This window comes from Streptomyces sp. NPDC003034, assembly GCF_053591375.1.
The window spans coordinates 144,957-160,035 of sequence record NZ_JBSFTS010000003.1 but is presented as its reverse complement, the minus strand read 5'-3'; the positions used below and the strand labels follow the sequence as shown (position 1 = coordinate 160,035).

12 protein-coding genes are annotated in these 15,079 nt (G+C 71.1%); 5 read left to right on the top strand and 7 right to left on the bottom strand.

All coding sequences use genetic code 11. The features are described 5' to 3' along the window. The first annotated feature begins 85 nt into the window (after nt 1–85). Nucleotides 86–865, top strand: a complete 780-nt coding sequence (locus ACWDX7_RS05225) for a hypothetical protein (protein WP_451488153.1) — start codon at nt 86–88, stop codon at nt 863–865. A 124-nt stretch (nt 866–989) separates the two neighbouring features. Here the strand turns inward: ACWDX7_RS05225 and ACWDX7_RS05220 are convergent, their stop codons facing one another. Further along, the gene (locus ACWDX7_RS05220) at nt 990–1,544 is read right to left on the bottom strand and encodes an MOSC domain-containing protein (RefSeq protein WP_451488152.1); all 555 of its coding nucleotides are present in this window, start codon (nt 1,542–1,544) and stop codon (nt 990–992) included. 20 nt (nt 1,545–1,564) lie between these two features. Beyond that, nucleotides 1,565–1,747 (bottom strand): hypothetical protein, encoded by a 183-nt coding sequence (locus tag ACWDX7_RS05215; RefSeq protein ID WP_451488151.1) that lies wholly within the window; start codon nt 1,745–1,747, stop codon nt 1,565–1,567. Nucleotides 1,748–2,413: 666 nt separating this feature from the next. Here ACWDX7_RS05215 and ACWDX7_RS05210 point away from each other — a divergent pair. Beyond that, nucleotides 2,414–3,478: a globin domain-containing protein gene (locus ACWDX7_RS05210; protein WP_451488150.1), complete on the top strand. Its 1,065-nt coding sequence runs from the start codon at nt 2,414–2,416 to the stop codon at nt 3,476–3,478. Between the two features lie 35 nt (nt 3,479–3,513). Further along, on the top strand, nt 3,514–4,158 hold the full coding sequence (locus tag ACWDX7_RS05205; RefSeq protein WP_451488149.1) for a pyridoxamine 5'-phosphate oxidase family protein: 645 nt from the start codon (nt 3,514–3,516) through the stop codon (nt 4,156–4,158). A 7-nt stretch (nt 4,159–4,165) separates the two neighbouring features. Here ACWDX7_RS05205 and ACWDX7_RS05200 read toward each other — a convergent pair whose 3' ends face one another. Further along, complete coding sequence (locus tag ACWDX7_RS05200; RefSeq protein ID WP_451488148.1) at nt 4,166–6,133, bottom strand: helix-turn-helix domain-containing protein; 1,968 nt, start codon at nt 6,131–6,133, stop codon at nt 4,166–4,168. 335 nt (nt 6,134–6,468) lie between these two features. On the opposite strand from ACWDX7_RS05200, the gene ACWDX7_RS05195 reads away from it, so the two are divergent. Next, a complete protein-coding gene (locus tag ACWDX7_RS05195; RefSeq protein WP_451488147.1) occupies nt 6,469–7,107 on the top strand; it encodes a methyltransferase domain-containing protein in 639 nt (212 codons plus the stop codon). A 12-nt stretch (nt 7,108–7,119) separates the two neighbouring features. After that, complete coding sequence (gene pabB, locus ACWDX7_RS05190) at nt 7,120–9,261, top strand: aminodeoxychorismate synthase component I (protein ID WP_451488146.1); 2,142 nt, start codon at nt 7,120–7,122, stop codon at nt 9,259–9,261. Here the strand turns inward: pabB and ACWDX7_RS05185 are convergent. The 4 genes from ACWDX7_RS05185 to ACWDX7_RS05170 form a co-directional block, all read right to left on the bottom strand. After that, nucleotides 9,251–10,240 carry a transaldolase family protein gene (locus ACWDX7_RS05185; RefSeq protein WP_451488145.1) on the bottom strand — a complete coding sequence of 330 codons (990 nt, stop codon included), beginning with the start codon at nt 10,238–10,240 and terminating at the stop codon, nt 9,251–9,253. The two genes, pabB and ACWDX7_RS05185, sit on opposite strands and share 11 nt — an antisense overlap. Nucleotides 10,241–10,443: 203 nt before the next feature. After that, nucleotides 10,444–11,889, bottom strand: a complete 1,446-nt coding sequence (locus ACWDX7_RS05180) for a glyceraldehyde-3-phosphate dehydrogenase (protein ID WP_451488144.1) — start codon at nt 11,887–11,889, stop codon at nt 10,444–10,446. 119 nt (nt 11,890–12,008) lie between these two features. Continuing rightward, entirely contained in the window at nt 12,009–12,662 is a 654-nt protein-coding gene (locus ACWDX7_RS05175; protein ID WP_451488143.1) for a hypothetical protein, read from the bottom strand. 98 nt (nt 12,663–12,760) lie between these two features. Further along, nucleotides 12,761–14,827, bottom strand: coding sequence for an RICIN domain-containing protein (locus ACWDX7_RS05170; RefSeq protein ID WP_451488142.1), 2,067 nt, complete (start codon nt 14,825–14,827; stop codon nt 12,761–12,763). Nucleotides 14,828–15,079 lie beyond the last annotated feature (252 nt).

The window sequence follows — 15,079 nt, the reverse complement described above, 5'->3', positions numbered from 1 at the left end:
GGCTTGGAAATCGTCACCGGCGGGCTCTCGACTGCTGGTTACCGGCTCGTTAAGGTGCGCCGGAGACAGAGCTACGGGAGGCAAGGTGTCCGACGACGAGGGCGACGGCTCGCTGTACGTGCTGACCGCCGTGCTGCTGACCCCGGCGCAGTTCCCCGGCATCCTGGGCGATGACTTTCCGGAAGCCTGCGCCCTGCTGGGCGTGGAGTCGGCTGCGGACGGGTACGGGCTGGTGCTGGGGCAGGACGGATCGGGGGCGCGCTGGACGGTCGTCGTGGACGACGTCTCACTGGTGGCCACGGCGATCGCCGCCTGGGACTGCGGGATGGAATACGAACTGTCCCCCGACGAAAGCTCGATCGTGGTCTCCCTGGCGGGGTGGCCACTGGAGCTCACCGTGGCGGCACCCGGGATTCCGGAACCACATGATCCGGAGCAGGGCGCGGACGGCACGGGGCGGGTGCCCCTGACGCCGCCCTCGGCCGAGACCTGGGGACCCGTGCAGCGGCGGATGGGCGCTGACCAGATCGCCCGGGAGTGGGCGGACTGGCGCGGGCGCGTGGTGACGGACGGCGGGGCGGCGGCCGCCGCCCACCCCGGTCTGGCCCGCGCGCTGCGGGAGGCCCTGGAGTACACGCGGACAGCGCCGCCGCCGGGCCGGGTGCGGTCCTCCTTCGCCGGTGAGGGGTCGCGGACGCTGCGGGCCGACGGGCCGGGGTGGTCGCTGGTGGCCCGGACCGGCGACACGGCCTTCGTCCTGCTGGACGAGGAACCGAGCGAGGTGCTGCCGGTCCCGCAGGACGCGGGCGAGGCCCTGCCGGAGCTGCTGGCGGCGCTGGAGCGCGTCGCGGTGCGGCCGACGTGATCACGAGCGGAAGCGTGGGAGAAGGCAGGGTCCTGATCGTCCGTGCGGGGGCCCGACGGCTGGGCCCGTGCGCAAGGCCCGGCGGCTGGGCCCGCCGGACCGGTCCTCGTATGCGGGCCGTACCTCAGACCCGGTCGAGCGGAGTGTGCGGAGCCGGAGGCAGCGTCACCGTGATCGGGTCGCCGGGACGGATCGTGCCGCCCCGGTGGACCACGCCCATGACGCCGGCTTTGCGGATCAGCCGGCCCTGGTCGTCCCGCCCTACGACCTGCTTGAGCAGCCCTGGCTGGAAGCCTTCGATCTGACGGCAGGGATTGCGCAGCCCGGTCACCTCCACCACCGCCTCCTCGCCGAGACGCAGGAGCGTCCCGGCGGGCAGCCCGAGCAGGTCTATGCCCTCGGTGGTCACATTCTCCCCGAGCTGGCCCGGTTCCACGCTGAAGCCCGAACCGGCCACCTCGTCGAAGAGCTCCCGGTGTATGAGATGCACCTGGCGGAGATTCGGCTGCGTCGGGTCCTGCGCCACCCGGGAGCGGTGCTTGACCGTCACCCCGGCGTGCACATCCCCCTCCACACCGAGCCCGGCGAGCAGGGTGATGCTCTCGCGTGTGGGCTTGGTGAAGGAATACACACCGTTGCTGCTGACCGCCGCCACCCGGGCGAGCTCTGCTGCGCTCATGAACATCCCCCTTGCCGCCGTCAGCGGCCGATCTGCTTCCTGGACATGCCCCGCAGGCGACGACGCTGGGAGGAGTCGAGCAGCAGATAAGCGGCCGCCGGCACCCCGATGAGGACCAAGAGCCCCGCCCAGAACCCGACCGCCCAGAACAACACGATGGCTGCCACGACTCCGGCAACCGCGATCTTTCCGCTCGTGGACATCCGCGGACACCTCCTCCTGTCGTCGACTACTACCCCCCTCAACGCGCCGCACCGGTCGCGCGTTCCCGGAGGCCGGACTCCGCGCGAAGCAACCGGACGACCAGCGGGCGGCCCACCGGCCCTTGCCGCACTCCGCTCGCACTCCGCTCGGGCCGGACCGGTCGCGAAGCATCCCTTAAAGGGGGATACCGACGCGCCCGGAACGGATCCGAGCCAGTCGGACCCCGTAGCTACTTCTGAGTCACCACCACGATCATGTAGCCTCCGGAGCCGCCTGATCCGTTTAAAGGCTCCACCAAGACCTCCACCCCCACATCGAGGAATCATGCTCGCCACCACCGACGCCACGACCAGCGCCTTCCCGAGACTGCGCTCCGACGACACTCCCGCCCGCGGCGGGCTGCGGGAACGTGACTGCGCGAGCGGCGCCGCCATGCGGTCCGGTGGACGGAAGCCATGCCGAATACCGGCTGGAGGAGCGTTGGTCTCTTGAGGTTCCGGATCAATCGCTCACGGCACGCGTCCGCGCACCCCTCTGCGGAGGAACCGGGACCCGCCCCGGCCTTCATCAGCAGTGAGCCTGAGCCCGTCCAGGCGGTTCTGTCGCCCCGCGAGATAGAACTCATCCGGGCTTCCGTCGCCGTGGTCGAGCCGCTTGCCGCGGACATGACGGTTTACTTCTACGCGATCCTCTTCGCCCGCTACCCCGAGGTCCGTCCGATGTTCCCGCCGGGAATGGACGCCCAGCGCGGTCGCCTGCTGCGCGCGCTGCTGCGTATCGTGGACCTCGTCGACGACCCGGAGAGCCTGGTCCGCTTCTGCGGGCACCTCGGTCGCGATCACCGCAAGTTCGGCACGCTCAGCGCACACTTCCCGGCCGTGGGCGAATGCCTCCTGGCCTCCCTGGCCCGCTACGCCGGCCCCGCGTGGACCGAGGACATCGCCGCCGCCTGGACCAAGGCCTACGGCGCGGTCGCCGGGGTCATGATCAGTGCGGCGGAGGAGGACGAGGCGCTCCGCCCCGCCGTCTGGCCGGCCACCGTGGTGCACCGCGTCTCGCGCGGACACGGCATCGCGGAGATCACCGTACGTCCCCACCTGCCCTACGCGTATGCCGCCGGGCAGTACGTCAGCGTGGAGACCCCCTGGTGCCCCAAGCAGTGGCGCTACTACTCCCCCGCCAACGCTCCCCGCCAGGACGGCACGCTCACCTTCCACGTGCGCGCGGTGTCCGGCGGCTCGGTCAGCACCGCGCTGGTGCACCGCGCCGCGGTCGGCGATGTGCTGCGTCTGGGCGCCCCGATGGGGGAGATGGTGCTGGACTCGGCCGTCTTCAGCGACCTGCTCTGCGTGGCCGGGGGCACCGGCCTCGCCCCGATCCGCGCGCTCGTCGAAGAGGTGGCCCGGCGCGGCGGGCGCCACCAGGTCGACCTGTTCCTCGGCGCCCGCACCGGCGCCGAACTGTACGGGGTCGACGACATGCTCCGGATGGCCCAGCGGTATCACTGGCTGACCATCAGGGGCGCGGTCTCCGACGAGTACATCCCCGGGATCAGAGGGTCGCTGCCGGAGGTGCTGGCCGAGTACGGACCGTGGTACCAGCACGACGTCTACCTCAGCGGCCCTGCCGCGATGGTCGTCTCCGCCAGTGAAACCCTCACGCTGGGCGGCACCCCGCCCGACCGCATCCACCACGACCCCTTCGAGACGCCCGTCCTGTCCACTCCCTGAGCCACGCGCTTGCCCGTCCTGCCAGGAGAACGCCCGTGTCCTTGTCCCCGCCGCCCTTCGGATCAGCAGGTGAGCGCCGACTGCAGCAGCAGCTGGGCACCGCCGACCGCGCCGCCCGTTTCTACGACCGGCAGGTGCGCCCCTGCCTCACGCCGGAGATGCGGGACTTCATAGGCCGCCAGTCGATGGTCTTCCTGGCCACGGCCGACTCCCACGGAGAATGCGATTCCAGCTTCCGCGCCGGGCCGCCGGGATTCGTCCACGTCATCGACGACCACACGCTCGCCTACCCGGAGTTCCGGGGCAACGGCGTCCTCGCCAGCGCCGGCAACATGATCGAGAACCCCCACCTGGGCATGCTGTTCGTGGACTTCACCCACCACCACGTGGGCCTGCACGTGAACGGCGTGGCCCGGCTCTACGGGGACGCGGACCTGCGCTCCGTCCTTCCCGGACTGCCCACCGACGTGGCGCCGGGGCGCAGTCCCGAGATGTGGGTCCACCTGAGCGTCGAAGAGGCCTACATCCACTGCTCCAAGTACATACCGCACCTGGAGCCGGCCCCCCGTCCCACCGGCCACGACTCCGCGCGCCCCAAGGACGCGAACTATTTCACCGGGCTCGGATCGGAGCCGGCCGGACCCCCCGCGCACACGGGCAGTGTCCCCTGGCGCCGGTGACGAGCGATCAGCGGCCGGGCCACCGGGACTGGTCCCGGTGGCCCTTGCGCAGCGCCCGCCGGGTGCGGTGCATCTGCAGGGCCAGCTGGACCTGGAGCGCCTGCGCGGGCTCCAGCCAGTCGGCGCCCAGCAGTTCGGAGATCCGCTCCAGACGGCGGGAGACCGTGTTCGGGTGGACGTGCAGGCTTTCGCCGGCTCGTGTCGGGCTGCCCGCCGAGGCGAAATAGGCCTCCAGGGTGCGCGTGAGCTCCGTGCGCTGCTTGGCGTCGTAGTCCAGTACCGGGCCGATGGTGTGGTGGATGAAGTCGCCGGTGTTGGGGCTGTCGGAGAGCAGCAGCCCCAGGAAGCCCAGTTCCTGCGGCGAGGCGGTACCGCCGGCCCCGCCGAGGGCCGTCAGGGCGTCGAGGCAGCACCGCGCCTCCTGGTAGGTGCGGCTGATGAGCGCGAGGTCGGTCACCGGCCCCGCCGTGCCCACCGTCACGGGATGGTTCAGCGCCGCGGACAGTTCCTCCGAGGCGGCCCGCGCCGCTGCCCCGGGGTCGGTTCCGGGGAGCAGCAGGATGATGCAGCCCTCGTCGACGCTCTTGAGGCCGGACAGCCGGTGGGCGTACGAGGACGCCCACATGACGGCCCGGCCGAGGGAGCCGCCTTCGGGCCGGGCGACCACCACGACCTGCGGGCCTTCCAGGTCGACGCCGAGCCGCCGGGCGCGTTCCGTGTACTTCGCCGCGGAATGCGGCCCTCCCCTGAGCAGGTCGTTGAAGAGCTCATCCCGCACATGGCCCTCCACCGCGGCGGCGCTGCGCTGCATCATCAGCAGGACGGCGGTGGCCTGGGATACCAGGGCGAGGAGCTGCACGCGGTGCGCGGTGTCGGAGTCTTCGAGGGCTTTGTCCTTGGTCCGGGCGTGCGGCGCGAGCAGGAGGGTGCCGAGGACCTCTTGGCCGGCCACCGCCGGGGCCACCCAGACCCCGTCGGCCGAACGGACCGGCCGGCGCTCGGTCTGGGCGTCCAGGCACAGGGCCCGGATCTCGTTCTCGTCCAGGTCCGGGAACTGCCCCGTGGCTTCGAGGTCCCGTCCTGCCTGATCGCGGATCAGCAGCGTGCTGCCGAGCAGGGTGGCCGCCTCGGAGGCCAGGGCGGACAGGCCGCCGCCTTCCAGCACCAGCTCGATCAGGCGGCTGTGCGTGTCCCGCAACCGCTGGGCGGCCGCCGAGGAGTGCCGGGCCCGGGAGGTGTCGAGCTCCAGACCGGCGACCTCGTCCCGTACGCGGTCGAGCAGGCGGGTCTTCTCGATGGCGACGGCGGCGAGGTCGGCGAGCGAGCTCATGAGGGATATCTCGTCCGGTTCGAAGTAGCGGATCTGCCGGCCCGCCACGTAGAGGTTTCCGAGGTCGACGTCCCCGTGGCGCAGCGGTACGGCCATCAGCGCGTGCAGGCCCTCGGCCCGGACCACGTTGTCGATGACCTCGGAGTGCGGAAAGCTGTCGTCCCGGAGGTAGTCGGCGGACCAGAAGGGCGCCGATCTCTGCCGTGCCTGCTGGCCCGCTCCCCCGTTCATCGGGACCGCGAACCCCACGGTGATCGCCGACGTGTGGCCGTCGGCGGCGCGCACGTAGGAGCGTCCGTCCTCGAAGTGGTGGAAGGAGACCCAGGACATGTCGAGTCCCAGCAGCAGCCGGGTCCGCCGGGTGATGACCTTGAGCAGGGTGTCCAGGTCGTACGGCAGGGTGAGGTCGCGTGCGGTGTCGACCAATGCGCTCAATCCGGCTTCCCGCTGCTGGCGTCGCGCGAATAGGCCGCGGATGTTCAGGGAGATGTCCTTGGCCCGTGTCAACCGGGCGAGTTCCTCGTGGTCGACTCCCGATTTGCGGGCCGTTCGCACGATTTGCTCGAACTCCTCTACGGGTGCCTCTCGGGCCAGCAGCTCCAGCATCTCGGATATGTCCGTCTGCGGATTTTGACTCGCCGGCATCCCCTGTGTCCCCTCTCAGGGAGCGGTCCCGTTGCCCACTCCCGTGGTGAACGTAATGCCGCAGGCCCGACTTGGTCAACATTTTGGTAGAGTAAAATGGCCTGGTCAGAGGGGTCGACGTGTGACTCGGTCACCGGCTCACCTGACCATGGCGGTTGCCGGGCCACCTCCTGAACGGGCGGTTCCGCCGATAGAAGGTACACCGGACGCCACGACCGGGCGTCGTACCGAAGGTGTTTGTGGGGGGTTTCATGTCGCAGCTCCAGAACTTCGAGCGTTCCCTTGAGCGCAGTCGCCTGTCTTTGACGAGACCTGACCGGCCAAAGGTCTTCTCCATGTGCGGACGCGAATGGGATCTGCTCAACGAGGTGTTTGCTCCCATTTACTCCCCCTCGACCGGGATGGCACTCGAATTCCTCGGCCTGAACCAGCCGTCGCCGCGCCAGACGGGGTCTTTCCTGGAAATAGGGTGCGGCACCGGAGTGACGGCCGTGATGGCCGCCCTGGCCGGGCGCGAGCGTGTCGTGGCCTCGGACATCAGCCCGCGGGCCGTGGAGAACGCCGCGGCCAACGCGGAGCGGCACGGGGTGGGTGACCGGCTGCGTGCCCTGCACAGCGACCTCTTCTCCGGTCTGACCGAGGGCGAGCGCTTCGACACCATCTTCTGGAGCTCCAACTACGTACTGGCGCCCGAGTCCTACGAGTACAAGTCCGTTCACGAACGCGCCTACGTGGACACCGGGTACCAGGCCCACCGCCGGTACCTGGAGCAGGCCACCCGCTGGCTCACCCCGACCGGGTCGGCGCTCCTGCACTTCAGCGACCGCGGCGACGTGGCGGCCCTGCACCGGGTCGCCCGGGAGAGCGGGCGCGAGCTGCGCCTCCTGAGCAGCCACCGCATACGCGAGGGGGAGTACGGCAGCGACACCGTGGAGCACATGCTCCTGCAGATCCTGCCGACCCGCCCGGAGTGACGAGAGGCCGACGTGCGCACCCTCCTGATCGACAACTACGACTCCTTCACCTACAACCTCTTCCACCAGATCACCGAGGTGAACGGCCGCGAGCCGGAGGTGGTGAGGAATGACGACCCGACCTGGCGCCCGCGCCACCTCGCGGCATTCGACGCCGTGGTCATATCCCCCGGGCCCGGCACCCCGGCGCGCAGCAGCGACCTCGGCATCAGCCGCGAGGTCATAGAGCGGGGGACGCTGCCGCTGCTCGGAATCTGCCTGGGGCATCAGGCGATCGGACTGCTGCACGGAGCCACCGTGGGCCGGGCGCCGGAGCCCCGGCACGGCAGGATCTCGCCCGTACTGCACGAGGGCAAGGGCTTGTTCGCCGGCATCCCCGCTCCCCTGGAGGTCGTCCGCTACCACTCCCTTGCCGTGACCGGGCTTCCGCGAGAGCTGCGGGCCACGGCCTGGACCGAGGACGGTGTCCTCATGGGGCTGGAGCACCTCGACCGGCCCGTGTGGGGCGTTCAGTTCCACCCCGAGTCGATCTGCGCCGAGTACGGGACCGGGCTGCTCGGCAACTTCGCGGCCCTCAGCGCCTCCTGGCAGCGCACCCGTTCCGGACGCGCACCCGCGGCCCGGCCCGCGCCCGCGGCTCGGCCCGCGCCCGTGCGGGGCGTGCGGACACCGCCCGCCACGGGCGCGTGCGCCCCTGCCCCGCGCCGCCGGCTCCGGGTCCTCGTCGAGGAGATTCCCGCCTTCGGGGACGCGGAGACGGCCTACGACAAGCTCTTCCGCGGTCGTCCGTACGCGTTCTGGCTCGACAGCAGCCGTACGGATCACGGCGCCGGCCGCTTCTCGGTCATGGGCGACGCCTCCGGCCCCCTCGCCCGGATCGCACGCGCCGACGTCTGGAGCGGCACCGTCCAGGTGGAGTCCGCGGCCGGGTCCGAGATGGTCGCCGGCCCCTTCCTCGACTGGATCGACCAGGACCTGCGCGGAATCGAGACCGAAGTGCCGGAGCTGCCCTTCGAGTTCGCCCTCGGCTGGACCGGCTACCTCGGCTACGAGCTCAAGAGCGAATGCGGTGGCGACCTCGTCCACCAGTCGCAGGACCCGGACGCCGTGATGGTCTTCACCGACCGGGCGCTGGTGGTGGACCACCTCACCGAGACCGTCCACCTGCTGGCACTCATGGACCAGGACGTGGCCGGGTCCGAGGCGGCCGCCCGGCTCCGGCTGGCGGACATGGCCGCGCAGGTCGCCCACCTGCCCCTGCGGACGCCGGGGCCGCCCGCGCCGCCCGAGCCACTCGGCGACATCCGGCTGCGCCATGACCGCGAGGCCTACCTCGGACTCATCGCCGCCTGCCAGGAGAAGATCGGCGCGGGTGAGACGTACGAGGTCTGCCTCACGAACATGGCCGAGGCGAGCGGCACCCTGGATCCCTGGGCCGGATACCTGCGGCTGCGCCGCACCCATCCCGCACCCTTCAGCGCGTTCCTCCAGTTCGCGGAGCTCTCCGTACTCAGCAGCTCGCCCGAGCGGTTCCTGCGGATCTCCCGCGACGGGCTGGTCGAATCGAGGCCGATCAAGGGCACCCGCGGCCGCGGCGCCACCGCCGCCGAGGATGCCGTGCTGGTGGCGGACCTGATGAGCAACGAGAAGGACCGCGCGGAGAACCTGATGATCGTGGACCTCGTCCGCAACGATCTCGGGCGCTGCGCCGAGCCCGGCTCCGTGGAGGCCGACGACATCTTCCGGGTGGAGAGCTACGCAGGCGTCCACCAGCTGGTGAGCACGGTCCGCGCCCGGCTGCGCTCGGACAGCAGCGCCGTGGATTGCGTGCGTTCCGCCTTCCCGGGCGGTTCGATGACGGGGGCTCCGAAGGTACGGACGATGCAGATCATCGACCGTCTCGAAGGCGGCCCACGAGGGGTCTACTCGGGCGCCATCGGCTATTTCTCGCTCTCAGGCGCCGCCGATCTGAGCATCGTGATCCGCACCGCCCTGGTCACCGAGGACCGGGTCCGCTACGGCGTGGGCGGGGCCGTGATCGCCCTCTCGGACCCCGACGAGGAGTTCGCCGAGACCATCGTCAAGGCGGCCCCGCTGCTGTCGCTGACGGAGGCCCCGCTGCGGCACACGCGCGAGGAGACGCTCAGCACCTGAGCGCCCAGTCCCGCTGGAGACGGGTGAGTTCGCCCGTCTCCAGCGCCCGGGCCACCTCCGTCATACGCACGCCCAGCTCTTCGAGGGCTTCCAGCGCGCCGCGTCCCTCGCCGTGCGCGTTCAGCAGGGTGTCCCCGCTGAGGTCCACATGCCTCGCGGCGGCTTCGAACACCTCGGTGGAGGCGGCCTGGGCGGTGTTCCATCCGATGAGCGAGCCGATGTGCTGCGGCGCGGTCGCCGTCCACAGCAGGCCCGGTGGCTGCGCTCCCGCGGCGCGCAGGACCCGCCACCAGTCGCTGCACAGCCAATGTTCCCGTACCCGGAAGATCTGCCGGGCGACGGCCAGGGCCGCCGTACCGCGTGCCGTGGCCGGGTCGGCCGGCGCTCGTACGGGAAGCGCCGCCAGCCGGGTGTTCACCTCGGCGTCGAGCACCCCGACCGGCACCGAGGCCGTGGCGACGATCCCGTCCAGGGGAAGCCCGGCCGTGAACGCCCGCTCCAGACCGGCGAGCAAAGCCTCCAGCACCTCCTCGTACCGGTCGGCCGAGAAGATCAGGTCCGCGTCGACGCTGATGCCGAGGGACAGGCACTCCTCCAGGGCGACGAGGCCGGCGCGGGTGGCGGGGATCCGCATCAGCACGTTGGGCCGGTCCACCGCGCGCTGCCCGGCTCGGGCGGCGGCGACCAGGGCCTTGGGATCGTCGGCGCCGCGCGGGTCCACCGGTACGGAGACGCGCCCGTACAGCCCTTCGCTGGTCGAGAAGATGTCGCCCAGGGCGTCGCAGGAGCGGCGCACGGCCGACACGGAGGCGACGGGCGCCACAGCGCCCTGGAGCAGAGGGGGACCGTCCGGGCCGGCGCCGGCCGGACGCAGCAGCGTCTCGGCGAGGGACTCCTCCCCCGGTGCGGTGGCCAGCCACGGGGATACGCCCTCGGCTGCCAGCCGGTTCAGCAGCCCCACGGCCAGTCGGCTCAACATGGAGCGAGCGTAGGTGGACCGGATCACCGATTCACAGGAGCGGCCTGCGGCACTGTCAAGTCGCCCTGGCGGGCTCGGCGGCGGCCTCGTGCGGCCGGGCCGTGCACGGCCGCCCCGGCCGGCGGTGGGGGGGGGAGGGCTACCGGATCCCGGACCGGTCGCCCTCCCCGCTGCCTGCCCGCCCGCCGGGACGGTCGGCGGGGTCAGACCCCCGGTGCCGGGTACGTCGGGTACTCCACCCCGGAGACGTGCTGCACGACGCGGATGACCTGGCAGGAGTAGCCGAACTCGTTGTCGTACCACAGGTACAGGATCGCGTTGTCGCCGTCGACCTTGGTGGCGCCCGCATCGACGATCGAGGCGTGCCGCGAGCCGATGAAGTCGCTGGAGACCGCGTCGGGGGCGGTGGTGAAGTCGATCTGGCGCTTGAGCGGAGAGGTCAGCGACACGTCGCGGAGGTAGTCGAGGACCTCCTCGCGGGTCGTCTCGCGCCCGAGCCGCAGGCTGAGGATCGCGATCGACACGTCCGGCACCGGGACCCGGATCGAGCTGCCGGTGATCGGCGCCTTGAGCTCGGGCAGCGCCTTGGCGACCGCGGAGGCGGCACCCGTCTCGGTGATGACCATGTTGAGCGGCGCGGAACGGCCTCGACGGTCCGAGCTGTGGTAGTTGTCCAGCAGGTTCTGGTCGTTGGTGAACGAGTGGACGGTCTCCACGTGGCCGCGCAGGACGCCGTACTCGTCCGCCATCGCCTTCAGCGGCGGGACGATCGCGTTGGTGGTGCACGAGGCGCAGGACAGGATCTGCTCGTCCGGCTTGATCGTGTCGTGGTTGACTCCGTGCACGATGTTGGGGACGTCGCCCTTGCCCGGCGCGGTCAGGACGACCTTGGCGACACCGGGGCGCAGGTGCTTCGAGAGGCCCTCGCGGTCGCGCCACTTGCCGGTGTTGTCGATGAGGATGGCGTCCTTGATGCCGTACGCCGTGTAGTCCACCTCCGACGGGTCGCCCGCGTAGATGACCTTGATCTCGTTGCCGTTGGCGATGATCGTGCTGTTCGCCTCGTCGACGGTGATCGTGCCCTGGAACTGGCCGTGGATGGAGTCGCGGCGCAGCAGCGAGGCGCGCTTGACGATGTCCTGCGCGCCGCCCTGCCGGACGACGATGGCCCGCAGCCGCAGACCGTTGCCGGAACCGGCCTTCTCGATGAGCAGGCGGGCGACGAGGCGGCCGATGCGGCCGAATCCGTAGAGGACGACGTCGCGCGGCTCGCGGCGCTCGATCTTGTCGGCGCCCGTGGCGCCCGCGACGGCCTCGGCGGTGAACTCCTGCACGGACAGACCGCGGTCGTCGGTCTTGTACGTCGCGGCGAGCATGCCGATGTCGATCTGGGAAGGACCGAGATCGAGGGTCGAGAGAGCCTGCAGGAAGGGCAGCGTCTCGGTGACCGACAGTTCCTCACCGGCGATCTGCCGGGCGAAGCGGTGGGTCTTGAGGATGCTCACCACCGACTTGTTCACCAAGGAGCGGCTGTGGAGCAGGATCGTGACGTCCCGCTCCCGGTGCAACTTCCCCACTATGGGGATCATCGATTCCGCGATCTCCTCGCGGTTCTTCCAGTTGGTGAACGAGTCGTCGTTGACAGTCACAGATTTATCTTTCGAGCTAGGCGGCGCTCATATGCTAACCCCCCGCCCCGTTGATCTTCCAAGCGGCCCGGTCTCTCGGTGTCCGGCCCTCGCGGCCGGCCTCTCGCCCCCGCCCGCGATCACCTGATCCGCCGCCCTCTCCTGCGGCGGATGAGGAGTCCGACGACCGCTCCGGCCAGAGCGGTCGCCACCACCCCCACCGTCGTCCACCACGCCGTACGGCCGGAGGCGGGGGCCGGAGTACGCGCCTCCGTGGCGGAGGGCGACGGTGTGACCGGTACCGGAACGGTGGCGGTCGCAGCGGCGGCCGTCGGGCTGCCGGTGGCAGGGGCGCCGGTGGGCGGAGTGCCGGTCGGCCGGACCGGATCGACCACGGGCACGCCGACCACCGCTTCCCCGTGCCCGAGCGCCGGGAACGCCACGTCGACGGTGACCTTCCAGGTGCCCGGTGGCAGGGCCTCGGCCGTCATCCAGCCGGCGGCCGACGCGCCGGGATCGCGGACCAGGCGCCAGGGCCCCAGCGAGCGGGCCCCGTCGGGGCTGACCGCGTTGACCGTGGCGGCGACGGCCTTGTCCACGGGATCACCGTCGTTCTCCCAGGTGATGTCCGCGGTGACACGGCCTTCGCGGTGCCCGGTCACCTCCACCTTCAGGGTGTCGCCGTGGGCATGTGCCGCGGTGGGGAACAGGAACATGAGGGCCAGTGCGGCCAGCGCCGCCGGTGCCCCCAGCAGGGACCGTACGGCCGAGGAGGGGGTGCTTCGTCTGCGCATCGTCGCTTGCTCCGTGTGGTCGGGGAAGGGGCCCGGCGGACGGCCGCGCGAGGCGGCCGCCCACCGGGCATGACACTGCCGGGGAGTTCCCTGGCCGGTCAGCCGGCCTTCTGCAGGCTCCATACCTGCGTCGCGCGCCCGTCCGCGCGCTGGAGTTCGAGCAGCCGGTTGCCGTAGTACGGCCGGTTGCTGACGGTGAGGGCGTAACCGCCGCTCGGGTCCGTGACGGTCACGGCCCCGTCGCGGGTGGACAGCCGCCATGCCTGCGCGCCGTGGTCGCCGCAGGGCTGCTGTGCGATCCACATGCCCGCGGCAGGGGCGCCGCCGGGCTGCAGGCACTTGCCGGAGACCGCGGACCGGATGCGGACCTGGCCGCCGCCCGCGTCGTCGAAGTACCACCGCTGCTGGGCGTATCCGTTGGAGCGACCGCCGACGAGCACCGTGCCGTCCGCGGTCCGGCCGCCCCAGAGCTCGGCGGACATGCCGGTGCTGCCGTTGCCGAGCAGGTACGCGGCGCCGGGGGTGGTGGCGCCGCCGCCCGCGGCGGACGTACGGAAGGACGCGGCCTTGCCGGGTCCGGTGTCACGGCCGCCGCTGTCGCGGACGGAGACGGCCACCGTGTACGCGGTGTCGGGCCGGAGGTTGTGGATGCGGACCACCTGGGACTGGACCCAGGTCAGGTGCTTGCCGTTCAGCAGCACCTGGTACCAGGCGGCGCCCTCGGCCTTGGGCCAGCTCACCACGACGGAGCCCGAGGTCACCTGGCCGGCGGTCACCGCCGGGCCTGCGGTGGGCTTCTTCGTCGGGGTGGGCGTCGGCTTCGCGGTGGGCTTGGTCGTGGGGGTCGGTGTGGGCCCGGGATCGGTGCCGCCGCCCCGGGTGCGCATCAGGAACTGGTTGTCGGCGATGTTCCAGTGGGTGGCCAGATAGCTGCCGGCCCGGGGGCTGGTGTGGAAGTAGTCGTCGTGGTTGCAGTCGAGGATGTTCTCGGACGCCCGGTTGGTGCAGACGTTGCGCATCGTCGGGTAGTACGGGGTGTCGGAGTAGCACATGACGTCGAACTCGTCGGTGCAGTGGGCTCCCCGGCTGGTGTTCGGGGCGCTGTTGTTGACCGCTCCCAGGTTGTGGCCGAGTTCGTGGGCCGCGGTGTGGCCGCCCCAGCACCCGGAGTCCGTACGGCCGTAGGAGGGGCCGAAGTTGCTCAGGTTGGCCTGGCCGGGTCGCTCGTCGCCGTTGAAGGTGCCGATGCCGCAGTAGACCTGCGAGTCGGCGAAGATCATGTACTTGCGGTCCCGGCGGTCGAGGCCCTTGGCCGCGAGGGCGGCGTTCGTGGCACTGAACTCCGCCAGTGCCGAGGCCGGCAGCTCGATGTTCAGTACGGTGGGAGTGCAGTCGGCCGCCGTCACATAGCGGATGTGGCGCACTCCGCCGGTTTCCTGGGCGCTCGCCGCGTAGATGAGGTCGGCATCGGCCGCCCACTTGCGGAAAGAGGCCACGTACTCGGAGTACCGGTCGCGGTCCGGGGCGTGTACGTACACCACCTGTACGCGGTTTCCGGTGCTGCCGTCGCCATCGCACTGGACGGTCTGGCCCGCGGGGCCCGCGGCTGCGGCAGCGGCCTGGGCGCCGGCCGAGGGGGCGGGCGCCGGCGCGTCGGCGGTCGCGGCCGCCGCGTCGGCGGCGGGCGCGTCCTGAGAACGCCCGCCCCCTTCGGCGGTGGCCGGGTCATCGGCGGCGGGACGGGCCGGATCGGCTGCCGGAGCCGTCTCCTTGACGGCCGGCGGTACGTTCTTCTTGATGTCGACGCCCTTGGGCGGGGCGTCGGGGCCGTGGGTGCAGTGCCCGGCTTCGGTGCGGTAGACGCCGACGCACGGGTCGCCCTTCGGCGCGGCCTTGAGCCCGTCGAAGACCAGGCCCCGCCCGCCGTCGTTGGCCGGCGCCTCCGCCAGCGGGTCCGGTTCCTCGTCCCGGGCGGCCGCGGCGGCGGGTACGGGAGTTTCGCCGGGCGCCGCGGCCTGTGCGGGCGCCGCCGCCTGAGCGCCGTCGCCCAATCCGGAATAGGCAACTCCGGTGGCTATCACCGCCGCCGCGGCCAGGGCGGCGGTGACGAGTATCAACCGCCGGGGTTTGCGCCGGTGGTCCCGCCGTTTGCGCCTGGCTGTCATGGGCACCTCAACTCTTGATCGGAAGACTGGGTGCGCGGAAGCCTGCCAGACGAATGTGGGACGGAATTCCAACAAAGAGGAGACGACCTTGCGAAACCGTCCCGTTACCTGACGGTTCGAATCTGATGAACACTCAATTTGCCTTCAAAATAACGGAGTTACACCATCCCCCACCCCAATGGTCCAGGCCTTCCAGGGTCTACCGTTATAGAATCGAAATAATCTGGAGGGGCCTATTGACGCGAATTCAGT

Bases quoted from the DNA above. Each gene is read 5' to 3' on its own strand.
- ACWDX7_RS05220 (WP_451488152.1), bottom strand. From the start codon at position 1,544: ATGAGCGCAGCAGAGCTCGCCCGGGTGGCGGCGGTCAGCAGCAACGGT.
- ACWDX7_RS05215 (WP_451488151.1), bottom strand. From the start codon at position 1,747: ATGTCCACGAGCGGAAAGATCGCGGTTGCCGGAGTCGTGGCAGCCATC.
- ACWDX7_RS05210 (WP_451488150.1), top strand. From the start codon at position 2,414: ATGACGGTTTACTTCTACGCGATCCTCTTCGCCCGCTACCCCGAGGTC.
- ACWDX7_RS05200 (WP_451488148.1), bottom strand. From the start codon at position 6,133: ATGCCGGCGAGTCAAAATCCGCAGACGGACATATCCGAGATGCTGGAG.
- ACWDX7_RS05195 (WP_451488147.1), top strand. From the start codon at position 6,469: ATGTGCGGACGCGAATGGGATCTGCTCAACGAGGTGTTTGCTCCCATT.
- ACWDX7_RS05185 (WP_451488145.1), bottom strand. From the start codon at position 10,240: ATGTTGAGCCGACTGGCCGTGGGGCTGCTGAACCGGCTGGCAGCCGAG.
- ACWDX7_RS05175 (WP_451488143.1), bottom strand. From the start codon at position 12,662: ATGCGCAGACGAAGCACCCCCTCCTCGGCCGTACGGTCCCTGCTGGGG.
- ACWDX7_RS05170 (WP_451488142.1), bottom strand. From the start codon at position 14,827: ATGACAGCCAGGCGCAAACGGCGGGACCACCGGCGCAAACCCCGGCGG.